Origin of the sequence: Breoghania corrubedonensis (genome assembly GCF_003053845.1) — a bacterium.
GTDB lineage: Bacteria > Pseudomonadota > Alphaproteobacteria > Rhizobiales > Stappiaceae > Breoghania > Breoghania corrubedonensis.
The window spans coordinates 37,442-49,314 of record NZ_QAYG01000010.1 but is presented as its reverse complement, the minus strand read 5'-3'; the positions used below and the strand labels follow the sequence as shown (position 1 = coordinate 49,314).

10 protein-coding genes are annotated in these 11,873 nt (G+C 63.4%); 3 read left to right on the top strand and 7 right to left on the bottom strand.

The genetic code is table 11. The features are described from left to right. Positions 1-31: 31 nt before the first annotated feature. The 3 genes from C8N35_RS19745 to C8N35_RS19735 form a co-directional block, all read right to left on the bottom strand. A complete protein-coding gene (locus tag C8N35_RS19745; RefSeq protein ID WP_107991455.1) occupies positions 32-1,609 on the bottom strand; it encodes a peptide chain release factor 3 in 1,578 nt (525 codons plus the stop codon). A 197-nt stretch (positions 1,610-1,806) separates the two neighbouring features. Continuing rightward, the gene (locus tag C8N35_RS19740; protein ID WP_107991454.1) at positions 1,807-3,162 is read right to left on the bottom strand and encodes an NAD(P)/FAD-dependent oxidoreductase; all 1,356 of its coding nucleotides are present in this window, start codon (positions 3,160-3,162) and stop codon (positions 1,807-1,809) included. 107 nt (positions 3,163-3,269) lie between these two features. Beyond that, a complete protein-coding gene (locus C8N35_RS19735; RefSeq protein ID WP_210203618.1) occupies positions 3,270-4,553 on the bottom strand; it encodes an MFS transporter in 1,284 nt (427 codons plus the stop codon). 863 nt (positions 4,554-5,416) lie between these two features. On the opposite strand from C8N35_RS19735, the gene dusA reads away from it, so the two are divergent. Both dusA and C8N35_RS19725 read left to right on the top strand, forming a co-directional pair. Continuing rightward, positions 5,417-6,454 carry a tRNA dihydrouridine(20/20a) synthase DusA gene (dusA, locus tag C8N35_RS19730; RefSeq protein ID WP_107991453.1) on the top strand — a complete coding sequence of 346 codons (1,038 nt, stop codon included), beginning with the start codon at positions 5,417-5,419 and terminating at the stop codon, positions 6,452-6,454. 74 nt (positions 6,455-6,528) lie between these two features. Then, complete coding sequence (locus C8N35_RS19725) at positions 6,529-7,359, top strand: sulfite exporter TauE/SafE family protein (protein ID WP_107991452.1); 831 nt, start codon at positions 6,529-6,531, stop codon at positions 7,357-7,359. Between the two features lie 35 nt (positions 7,360-7,394). On the opposite strand, the gene C8N35_RS19720 is transcribed toward C8N35_RS19725, so the two are convergent. From C8N35_RS19720 to C8N35_RS19705, 4 genes are all read right to left on the bottom strand, one after another. Further along, entirely contained in the window at positions 7,395-8,117 is a 723-nt protein-coding gene (locus tag C8N35_RS19720) for a retropepsin-like aspartic protease family protein (protein ID WP_107991451.1), read from the bottom strand. Further along, positions 8,114-8,308, bottom strand: coding sequence for a DUF1289 domain-containing protein (locus tag C8N35_RS19715; protein WP_107991450.1), 195 nt, complete (start codon positions 8,306-8,308; stop codon positions 8,114-8,116). The genes C8N35_RS19720 and C8N35_RS19715 overlap by 4 nt, the downstream gene beginning before the upstream one ends. Positions 8,309-8,424: 116 nt before the next feature. Continuing rightward, entirely contained in the window at positions 8,425-9,612 is a 1,188-nt protein-coding gene (locus C8N35_RS19710) for an alpha/beta hydrolase (protein WP_107991449.1), read from the bottom strand. A 148-nt stretch (positions 9,613-9,760) separates the two neighbouring features. Then, on the bottom strand, positions 9,761-10,591 hold the full coding sequence (locus tag C8N35_RS19705; protein WP_107991448.1) for an adenosylcobinamide-GDP ribazoletransferase: 831 nt from the start codon (positions 10,589-10,591) through the stop codon (positions 9,761-9,763). A gap of 194 nt (positions 10,592-10,785) precedes the next feature. Here C8N35_RS19705 and cobT point away from each other — a divergent pair, with 194 nt between their 5' ends. Then, complete coding sequence (gene cobT, locus C8N35_RS19700; protein WP_107991447.1) at positions 10,786-11,811, top strand: nicotinate-nucleotide--dimethylbenzimidazole phosphoribosyltransferase; 1,026 nt, start codon at positions 10,786-10,788, stop codon at positions 11,809-11,811. The last annotated feature ends 62 nt before the right edge of the window (positions 11,812-11,873 follow it).

The following is an 11,873-nucleotide window of genomic DNA, read 5'->3' as shown; positions in this document are numbered from 1 at the left end:
GTGGCGGGATGATCGCCTGGAGGAGCTGCCCTTACGCCGCCAGTTCCTTCTGATAGTCCTTCACGTCGGTGAAGCGGATATCCGGGTTGCGGTCCTTCTCGTAGTTCAGCATGAATGCGCTCGTCGCCATGAAGACCGGCGAGCCGTCCAGATCTGCGGCCATGGAGCCGCGGTTCTTTTCCATGAACTTGTCGAGCGTGGCGTGGTCGTCGGAATTGACCCAGCGACACGCCTCGAAGCGGGCCGGCTCGAAGGCGATGGGCAGGCCGTATTCGGTCTTCATGCGTTCCACCAGCACGTCGAGCTGCAGCGCGCCCACGACGCCGACCAGCGCCGGTGAGCCGTCATGCGGGGTAAACACCTGCACCACGCCTTCTTCTGCAAGCTGCTGCAGCGCCTCCTTCATCTTCTTCGCCTTCATCGCGTCCTTCAGCGAGACGCGGCGCAGGATTTCCGGGGCGAAGCTCGGCACGCCGCGGAAGACGATGGCCTCGCCCTCGGTCAGCGTGTCGCCGATACGAAGCGTGCCGTGGTTCGGGATGCCGACCACGTCGCCCGCATAGGCCTCTTCGGCGAGCGAACGGTCCTGGGCGAAGAAGAACTGCGGCGTGTGCAGGGGGATCATCTTGCCGGTGCGCGACAGACGCGCCTTCATGCCGCGCGTGAGCTTGCCCGAAACCACACGCATGAAGGCGATGCGGTCGCGGTGGTTGGGGTCCATGTTCGCCTGGATCTTGAAAACGAAGCCGGACATCTTCGGCTCGTGCGGCTCGATGAAACGGGCATCCGAAGGCTGGCCACGCGGGGTGGGGGCGATCTCTGCCAGAAGGTTGATCAGGTCGCGCACGCCGAAATTGCGCAGCGCCGATCCCCACAGCACCGGCGACAGGTGGCCTTCGCGAAAGCCCTGAAGGTCGAACGGCTTGCAGCCGACCTGCGCGAGTTCCAGTTCCTCGAGCATCTGCTCGCGATCGCCATCGGGCAGCAGTGCCCCGACCTTCTCGTCCTGCGCGCCTGAAACCGGCGTGCCTTCTGTCTGTTCGTCCAGTTCGCGGATGGTGTTGGCTCTCAGGTCATAGGTGCCGGCGAACGACCGGCCACGACCGATCGGCCATGTGACGGGGGCGAGGTCGAGCGCGAGCGTGTTCTCGATTTCGTCGAGCAGCTCGAACGGGTCGCGGCTCTCGCGGTCCAGCTTGTTGATGAAGGTGACGATCGGGATGTCGCGCAGCCGGCAGACCTCGAACAGCTTCAGCGTGCGCGCCTCGATGCCTTTGGCCGCGTCGATGACCATGATCGCACTGTCGACGGCGGACAGCGTGCGATAGGTGTCTTCCGAAAAGTCCTCGTGGCCGGGCGTGTCCAGGAGGTTGAAGACGCAGTCGGCATACTCGAACGTCATGACCGAGGTCATCACCGAGATGCCGCGTTCGGCCTCGATATTCATCCAGTCGGACCGGGTCGCGCGGCGGTTGCGCTTGGCCTTCACCTCGCCGGCGAGCTGGATCGCACCGCCGAACAGCAGCAGCTTTTCCGTCAGCGTCGTTTTACCGGCGTCCGGGTGCGAAATGATGGCGAATGTACGCCTGCGGGAGACAGGATCGATCATGATGGTCTTTTCAGGATGCTTTGCAGCGCCAAACACGCAACGCGCCGTCCTTGGCGCAAAAGGCGTGCGCTTGTCAAATGGGAAGCGCGGAATGCCGGGTCAATGCGCAGCAGTCTCGGCTGGGAGGCCTCGCATTGTGGGGCTGCCTCCTGGTGTCGCGTGCTCGATCGCGGATCAACGTTCGGCTCTCCGCCCCCTCAAAATACCTCGTCGCACAGTGCATACCACCGATAGGCCGCTTTCAGATAGGCCTTGCGCAGGGTCGGGAAGGGGAAGCGCTTCAGTGGACCGCGTATGACCGCAGGCAGGTCCGCAGGCGTTGTCGCACCTGCCGCCATGTCCGCCACTGCCACCCCGCACCGCGAGCCCATCGCCACGCCGTTGCCGTGATAGGCAAGGGCCGCGAAGGCGTCAGGCGCAGTGTCGAGCGGGCCGACATAAGGGTTGAGGTTGGCCGACATGCACACGAAGCCCGACCAGACATGCGTCACCTCCACGTCCCGCCAGGCGGGAAACATGCGGTGGAAATCGGCCAGGATCTCCCGCCGTGTCTTCACGTCGCAGCGAGGTGTGGTGTTGGTGCCGCCGCGCATGCCGAAGAGAAAGCGGCCGTCCGGCATCAGCCGGAAATAGTGCAGCAGCCGGCGTGTGTCATAGGCCATCTGGTGCGAGGTCCAGCCCTGCGCCGCAAGTTCGTCCGCCGTGAGCGGTCGTGTCACCAAAACGGAGGAAAGTACGGGCAGGAGGCGGCCCTCGAGCGCCTTGAACGGCGTGCCGGCACGCCCTTCCTCCAGATAGCCGTTGGTCGCCATGACGAGACGGCGGGCGAAAAGCCGGCCGTGGGCAGTGTCCAGTCGCCATCCGCCATTCTCCCGGCAAATGGAGGTGACAGCGGAGCGGCGGTAGAGCTTTGCTCCCGCATCGCGGGCGGCCCTTGCAAGACCCTTGGCGTATTTCAGGGGATTGAGCGCAAAGCCGCGATCAAGCGTCGCTCCGCCGAAGAACTCCGGGCCGGCGACGCCCATCTCCGCCAGTTCAGCGCGCGAGTGGATCTTCAGCTCTATACCGAAGGTGCTACGCAATTGCGCTGCTTCCTCCTGAAGCCCGCGCACCGCCTTTTCCCTGTAGGCAAGGCTCAGCTCGCCGTCGGAATGCGTATCGGCGTCGACGCCATGGGTGGCGAGAAGATCGCGGACATGTTCAATCGCCTGCGCCTGGAAATCAAGAAAACGGGCTGTCTCATCGTGGCCATAGTGTCTGACGAGATCGGTCAGCGACCGCTTCGAGCCGCCGACGCAGCAAAAGCCGCCGTTTCTGCCCGAAGCGCCCCATCCGATGTCTCCCGCCTCAAGAAGCGCCACGTCGGCGCTGTGCCGGGTCGCGAGCCGGAGGGCGGCGTTGAGACCGGTGAACCCGCCTCCGACGATCGCGAAATCGGCCTGTGCGTCGCCTTCCAGCGCGCTGTCGTTGCGCGCCTCCGGTTCGACCGTTGTCTCCCAATAGCTGCCGAGCGGGCGCGTGCGGTCATAGGCGTGAGGAGAGTAGAGCGGCATGGCGGGGACTCGGATGACGTGGGAAAGAAACGCAAAGGGCGCGCGACGATAACGTCGCGCGCCCGGATTTGCGAGATGGTCTGTTCGCGCCGCCGAAGGCGGGCGGATCACTTCTCGCCGGCTGCCGGAATGAACAGGAAACCGACAAAGGTGATCGCCGCGCTGATCGCGAGATAGTAGCCCACCGCCTGGAAGCCATAGGTGGAGGCGAGCCAGGTTGCGATATAGGGCGCGAGCGAGGCACCGAAGATGCCGGCGATATTGAACGTCAACGAGGACCCAGTATAGCGAACGGCGGTCGGGAACGGCAGCGAGAGCGCGGTGCCCAACGGGCCGTAGGTGAGCCCCATGGCGGCGAAGCCCAGCACAAGCATGGTAACCACGCCGGCCGTGCCACCGGCAAACAGCGGTGCGATCGTGAATGAGAACGCTGCGATGATCGCGGTGACGATCAACATGATCTTGCGCACGCCATAGCGGTCGCACAGCCGGCCGGCGATCGGTATGAACACGGCGAAGAAGATGACGCCGATCATCTGAAGGATCAGGAATTCTTCACGCGAATAGCCCAGATGATGCGTGCCCCAGCCCAGCGAGAAGACCGTCATCAGGTAGAACAGCACGAAGGTGGCGAGCGCCGCCATGGTGCCCAGCAGCAACGCCAGCTTGTGGGAGCGGAACAGGTCGACGACCGGCACCGCAACCCGCTCCGCGCGCTCGATTGCGCGGGCGAATTCCGGTGTCTCGGTGATCTTCAGGCGAACAAACAGGCCGAAGATGACGAGCACGGCGCTCGCCAGGAACGGAATCCGCCAACCATAGGCAAAGAACTGTTCGTTGGTCATGAATTCCGTCAGCGCCAGAAAGATGCCGCTGGCGAAAATGAAGCCGACGGGCGCGCCGAGCTGCGGGAACATGCCAAACCACGACTTCTTGCCCTTGGGCGCGTGCTCTGTCGCAAGCAGCACCGCACCGCCCCATTCTCCGCCGAGCCCCAGACCCTGGCCGAGCCTGCACAGCGCCAACAGCAGCGGCGCCCACACGCCGATGGAGGCATAGGTCGGCAGCGCGCCGATCGCGACCGTGGAAATGCCCATCGTCATGAGAGCCGCCACCAGTGTCGCCTTGCGGCCGATGCGGTCACCGAAATGGCCGAAGATCGCCGCGCCGATCGGGCGTGCGAAAAAGGCGATCGAGAAGGTTGCGAAGGATTGCAGCAACGCACTCGTGGGGTCGCTCTCGGGGAAGAAAAGATGCGGAAACACCAGCACGGCGGCTGTTGCGTAGATGTAGAAGTCGAAGAATTCGATCGTGGTTCCGACCATGCTCGCGGCGAGTATTTGGCTCGCGCGGTTGACGGGCGGGGCGTAGGTTGTGTCGGCGATGGTCATCGGTCAGGTCCGAAAGTATCCGAACGCAAAAAGCACGCCGCCTTTGCGCATCAGAGAAAAAACAGTTCTTTCGAAGAGGGTCTTGGAAAACCTCATCGAAGCAGCCTGTCGGGAGGAGGGGCTGAGGTTGGAGGCCTCTTAAACGCAATTTTAAAGCGAAACACAAGATCGGATTTTACAAATAATGCAATATCGGCAGTCTTAACGACACAAATGCAAATATAATTATCAGCAGGCGACGATATGTGTCGCCGTTCGATAACTTGTGGCTGCGGACTGCCTGCGAGTGAGACATGCCGAATTGGGGGGCAACTTGCGGCCTGATGAAATCGGCAAGGGCGCGTAACGGCGTCGGGTCGTGGCACGTTTGGGTGTGGTACAGGAACGGGGCTCAAAAGCTTGGCCACCAGTCCGCACGGGCCGGTTCCAGCGGGCCGTTCTCGAAATCGGGCACAAGATGCTCTCCGAAACGCGCCGCAACGGCAAGGTGTGAAAGGGCGCCGGCTGCTGCACCAGATTCTTGCCCAAGGCGATGCCTATTGCGAACGGTTTGAACGTGCCCATGTCGTCGTGGCAATGCTTCCGGTTGGGCAAAAAGCACGCGGCCGCGTTTCTTCAGGTTGTCGATCCGTCAGAAATCGTGGTTCACAATTGTTTTTCGGTCACCGGGCTGTCGATGTCCGGCTTGATCCCCAAGCGGCCGCCTGGCGCTCGAGCTTTCCGGCATCTCCAGTTCGTGGGTATGGGGTGTCGAAAAGCGGTTGTAGTAGTACTTTGAAAAATCGAAACGAATGAGTCACATAGTGCAAATTCAGACAGTGTCGATCGGCCCGGTCTCGATGTTGTTCAGGAAGTATACGTAAATGTACGAAGACAGTAATCGCTTCGCCGTCGCGCCGATGATGGACTGGACGGACCGTCATTGCCGGGTCTTTCATCGTCTTTTGACCCGGCGCGCGCTGCTCTACACGGAGATGGTGACGACAGGCGCCGTCCTGCATGGCGACCGCGAACGATTGCTGGGGTTCTCCGAGATCGAAAAGCCGCTTGCCTGCCAGCTCGGCGGATCCGACCCCGACGATCTCGCCCGCGCCGCGCGCATCGTCGAGGACTGGGGCTATGACGAGGTCAATCTCAATGTCGGCTGCCCTTCCGACCGGGTGCAGTCGGGTCGCATCGGCGCTTGCCTGATGCTGGAGCCGGATCTTGTCGCCGACTGCGTGGCCGCGATGAAGGCGACCGTTTCCATTCCGGTCACCGTGAAATGTCGTATCGGTGTGGACGATCAGGATCCCGAACTGGGACTCGACCGGGTGGCCGACGCGGTCGTTGCCGCCGGCACGGATGCACTTTGGGTGCATGCCCGCAAGGCATGGTTGAAGGGCCTTAGTCCGAAGGAAAACCGGGATGTTCCGCCGCTCGACTACGAGCGTGTCTATCGTCTGAAGCGGCGCCTGCCGCAGGTCTGGATCGGCATCAATGGCGGTATCGCCAACCTTGATGAGGCAGAAGCGCATCTGGCCCATGTCGACGGCGTGATGCTGGGCCGTGCTGCCTATCACGATCCCGGTATTCTCGCAGCGGTAGACACGCGCCTTTATGGCGAAGAGGGCGAGCCGCGCGACCTTCTCGCCGCGGTTGAAACTCTCTTGCCCTATATCGAGGGCGAACTTGCTCGCGGGGCCCGGCTTTCCCATGTCACGCGGCATATTCTCGGGCTGTTTCAAGGGGTTCCCGGCGCGCGGAAATGGCGTCGCATCCTGTCGAGCGAAGCCGTCAAGCCGGGAGCCGGTGTCGAGGTTATTCGCATGGCGCTGGAGGAACTGGGCGGCGAGCCACTGGACACGGACGCACAGATGCGCGACAGACAGGACGTTGCATTCGCCTGTGCCCGTCCGTAATTATCCTTACGTCATGCGCGCTCGCGCGATTGGGGCGCAACGTCTTCTATACGACGTTCCACGAAGGATTTCCCATGGAACTCACTGCTGATTGGGGCTATCTCGCGAGCCTCGTCCTGGCCCTGCTCGCCTCGGGAGCAATCGCCGGCTTTCTTGCTGGCGTCTTCGGGATCGGGGGAGGCGCCGTGCTGGTACCCATTCTGTATCAGTTCCTCTCCATTCTCGGCGTCGATCCGTCCGTCTGCATGCACGTTTCGGTTGCGACGTCGCTTGGCATCGTCGTGCCCACGTCCATCCGTTCGTTCCTGGCGCACAAGGCGCGTGGCGCTGTGGATCTGAAGTTCCTGAAGGACTGGGCCATCCCCGTACCAATCGGGGCGATCGTTGCCACGTTCGTTGCGGCCTATGTGTCTGGTGCCGAACTGAAGGGGATCTTTGCGGGCGTCGCTGTCCTCATCGGTCTGCGAATGCTGTTCAACCGGGATAGCTGGCGGTTCGGCAATGACATTCCGGCCAACCCCACGCGGGCGATCTTCGGGTTCGTGATCGGCTTCTTCTCCACCCTGATGGGGGTTGGCGGCGGCGTCATGAACAACACGTTCATGACGCTCTTCGGCCGGCCCATCCATCAGGCAGTCGCCACCTCTTCGGGCGTTGGTATCCTCATTTCCGTTCCGGCGGTCATCGGCCTGATCTGGGCTGGCTGGGGCGAGGCCAATCTTCCGCCGTTCTCGCTTGGCTATATCAATATGCTTGGCGTCATATTGGTCATCCCGGTCACGATCTTCTGCGCGCCGTTTGGCGTGCGCGTTGCCCATGCTCTGTCCAAGCGCGCCATGGAAATAAGCTTCGGCATCTTTTTGTTGATCGTCGCCGCACGCTTCGCCTGGAGCCTGTGGGGCTAAGCAGCCCTCGCCACCGGAACGGGGGACCGAGCCCCTTACGGTGTCAGGATCATCCGGCGCCCTTCGACGCGCCACGATGAAAACCGGTCGAGCGCGTTCATGCCAAAGAGACTGGTGTCGAGCGCGCCGTCGCGGGCGACGAAAGCACGCAGGTTCGTGAGCGTCGCGCCGGCGATCGACACACGCGAAAGCCGAACGGGGGCCACCTGCGCGCGCCCGTTGGCCGTGGAGACGACGGCGCCGAAGTGCAGTTTGTCCAGATCGATTCCGGCCGCGCGCGCGTCCTCGGCCGTCAGGGTCACCACGCTCGCCCCTGTATCGACCAGGAAACGCACGGGAGCTCCGTCCACTCTTGCGTCCAGCACGTAGTGTCCCGAGCGGTCGCGCGCCAGCGCCACGGTACCATCGCCGCGTTCCACGGCCATTCCTGGCACCAGCGAGGCCAGCATGTTGCGCCCCATCGTTTCCAGCTCGTAGCGCATGGAGTAACCCGCGACGAGAATGAGCGCGAGCCCACCCCAGAAGATCATGGCGCTCAGCACTTCGCCTACGCGCGGGCGAGCGAAAATGAGGCTGGCAGCCAGCACGAGACCGATCAGCGCGAGCTTGACGAAGGCTGGCCCGGTGCGATCGAAATCGACCTCGGCCGGCGCGCTGTCGTTCCACAAGCCCAGGAAGTGAATCGCCGCCCCGGCTATGATGACGGCCAGCACGATCAGGGCGAGGCCGCGCAGGAACCGTCCCGGTCGGTTGGTCATCGCATGTCACCTTGAAGGTTGCGAAGCCGCGCGCCCAACTCTTCCATCACGGCCGCGCGGCTCTTGTCGCTCAGATGGCTCCAACCGGCGATTTCGTCGAGCGTGCGACCGCAACCCGTGCAAAGCCCGGATGGCTCATCAATCACGCAGACGTTCACGCACGGACTCTTGATCGCGGCTCGCAGGCTCATCTGTATCCATATCTGTGATATCGCGGCCCGCTCGGACCAGGAGGCACGACGTCAGCCGACGCATACCGTCACTTCAAAATAAGGATGTCCAATGGCGAGACAAGACGCGGCCCGCGTCACTGGCCGGCAAGAACGCTGATCGGTGCGTTCAGGATCGTCTTCGGTACCGTCAGCACGATGTTCGCGCCGCGGCCGATGATATCCCCGAGCCGCCCCCCCGTTGGCGAGGGAGCTCCAACGTTCTCCCCTAGCCTGGCATTCAGCAAGGTGTCGCGGAGTTCCGGTGCGATCCGGGCGATCTGAGCGAACTTGTCATGATTGGCGGCGTTCTCGCCGCTGAGCTTGGTGAGGTCGATGACGATGGCGCCGAGCGAGGCCAGTTCCTCGGTATTCCCGTAACGGCCCACACGCTGCTTGCCGCCGGCCAGCAGGCTGGACGCCTTGAGCGCCCGGTCGTCCTTCGAGACGAGTATCAGGAAGGGCTTGTCCGGCTTTCCGGCGCGCTTGAGCTGTTGCTTGAATAGGTCGATATCGATATCGGGCGCGGCGAGCGCAATGATGCCGAAACGGTCCTGATTGATCGGGTTCTTGGAAATGGAGATCTGGCGTAGTGTCTCTACCAGCAGATAGGAACCCATCGAATGAGCCAGGATGTTGATCCGTTTCACACCGGTGGCGGCGATGTCACGAAGCGTCTGCTCCAGTGCGTCTCGGGCGATCTGGGCGCTGTTCATGTCGTAGACATAGTCGGTTACCGAGCCGCGTGAGGCCCAGGTGAACAGCACCGGCACCACGGGTGCCCGGGAATCGTGGACGACCTGGGTAAAGCGATAGAGAGCCTCGGCAAAGCGTGTGTTGTACCCGTGGACGAAAACGAACGCCTCCCTGTCCGCGGGTTTGCGCTTGGCGAGTTCCGAATTGAGAGCGGACTTGAACGCGGCCCGGTCCTTTATGTACGCGGCGCCGCGTAACGTGAAATCCGTTGCGGGATCGCCTGGCGGCCGGCTTGGCCATTCGATTTTTCCCGGCTTGTGCGTCGGCGGCACGGAAACCGTGGCGATCGCATAATTGGGATGTGTCGCGCGTTCGCCGTTGAAATAGGTGGCGGGTTTGTCCGACCGCTCACGGGTGGTGGCGATCAGGATCGTGTGGTTCTCCGCGCCCTGCTCCGCTGCCGTGGAGGTTTCCAGGCTACCGGGGCCCGGCCGGGTGGAGCAGCCGGCAACGAGCGCGCAAACGAGTATCATGGCGCAAACGCGCCGCAACGTTCCGGCAGGCTCGGCAAGGTGTCGGATGGTGTTCATTCGCTCTTCACACACAAGACGGCCCGGGGAAGGGCAGCCGGGAGGCACTTGGCACCGAATGGCGGCGCCGAGCAGGGCAGTTGAGACCATGATAGCCGAAATCCTGCGACATTCATGCGGTGAAACGGTTACCCCGCCAATGAAATGTTCATGGCAGCATCAGATAGGCTGCCACATATCCAAGCCAGGCGGCCTGTTGCGCGGCGCCAATGACATCACCGGTATGTCCGCCGATGCGGGCTTTGGCGAGAGCTCCGACACCGAAGGCGCCGATACCCGCGCCCGCCAGGGTGATCAGCCAGTGGGAAAAGCCGCCGTTGAAGGTCAGCCCCACGTTGATGAGCACGGCGATTCCCGTGGCAAGGCGTGCGGTGGAAAGCGACGGCGCGCCGAAGCGGTGGGACAGCCCTCCCGGACGCGCGGCATCGAGCAGCGTCCACGGCCATAACGCGGCCGCCCGGCTCACCGCCGCCCCGCACACGATCACCATCGCCGCGGCATCAAGGCCCTGCCGCACGATGATCGCGGCAAGGCCGGCTGCGAGAGAGATCTGAAGCAGGATGAGCGCCAGTCCGCCAAATGTTCCGATACGGCTGTCGGCCATGATCTCCAGCCGTCGTTCGCGTGTCGCCCCCCCGAAGAAACCGTCCGCGACATCGGCAAAACCGTCCTCGTGCAGGGCGCCTGTCGTGGCGGCGAGCGCCGTCAAGGCGAAGGCGGCGAGCAGAAGGGAGGGGAGCGCCGTTTGACCGAGAATCAGCAGCACGGTCGCGGCGGGTAAACCCAGAGCGAATCCCGCCAGCGGGAGGCAACGCACCGCATGGCTCAGATTCGGCGGGGCTGCCGGATCGTCGTCGGAGGCAAGAGGGGGGACTGGCACCCGCGAGAAAAACCTGAGGCAGCATCCCAGGTCCGCCAGCCACGACGTCGCCCTCGTTCGTTCTCCCGCGTCGTGTTGCCGCTGCTCGTCGCTTGTCATGATACGCCTTTCCCTCATCCGCGGCCGAGCGGATGGCAACGGTTCGCGCCCGTTGTGCCTTGCCGTTGGTGGCCGGCAGTGAACGTTGTCGCGCTTTTGCGGTGCCGGAAACCCGGCTTGTATTTGGTTATGTGCCGTTTATAGATCGCACCGGTCGCTACCGCCAAACATTCCACCTGATCCGGAGACTTCCCATGCCGCAAACCCCCACGGGGCTGCCCTTTGACGATATTCGCAATCTCATTCCGGAGATGCTCGGCCCCGATACGGCGGCGGTGAAGGTCGTGCGCGAGCGCGAGGCCCATCTGACGAAACCGGCCGGCTCTCTCGGCCGCATGGAGGAGATTGTGGAGTGGCTGGCCGCCTGGCAGGGGGCACAACGGCCGAAGGTCACTCGACCGCTGGTCGCGGTCTTTGCCGGCAACCACGGCGTCACCGACCAGGGCATTGCCCCTTTTCCGCGTGAGGTGACCCATCAGATGGTCGCCAATTTCGCGGCCGGCGGCGCCGCGATCAACCAGATCTGCATCGCCTACGATCTAGGCCTAAAGGTCTTCGAGCTGGCGCTGGAACTGCCCACCGGCGACATCACCATCGAAGATGCCATGGACGAGAAGACCTGCGCGGCCACGATCGCCTATGGCATGGAGGCGGTTGCCGGCGGCATCGATCTGTTGGCGATCGGCGAGATGGGCATTGGCAACACCACCATAGCGGCGGCCATCATGCACGGCCTGTTCGGCGGCGAGGCGAGGGACTGGGTCGGCCCCGGCACCGGACTCAATGCGGAAGGTGTCGCACGCAAGGCCGAGGTCATCGCCAAGGCCGTGGCGCGCAACAAGGGCGCGCTGAAGGATCCGCTGGAAGTGCTGCGCCGGCTCGGCGGGCGTGAGATCGCGGCCATGGCCGGAGCGATCCTCGCCGGCCGGATGCAGCGCGTTCCCGTCATTGTCGACGGGTATGTCGCGACATCGGCCGCCGCCATCCTCTACGCGATGGATCCTGGCGCGCTCGACCATTGCCTGTTCGGCCATGTTTCCGCCGAACCGGCCCATCGCCGCGCGCTTGAGATAATGGGCAAGCGCCCGCTGCTCGATCTCGGCATGCGACTGGGCGAGGGAACAGGCGCGGCCATGGCCATGGGGATCGTCAAGGCGGCCGCCCAGACCCATGACGGCATGGCGACGTTCGCCGATGCCGGTGTAAGCGTCAGCGAATAGGCGCGGGTGCGTTTCCGCAAACGCGTTGTCCGCGAAATCTGGCCGGACGCCCGCGAGGGCGT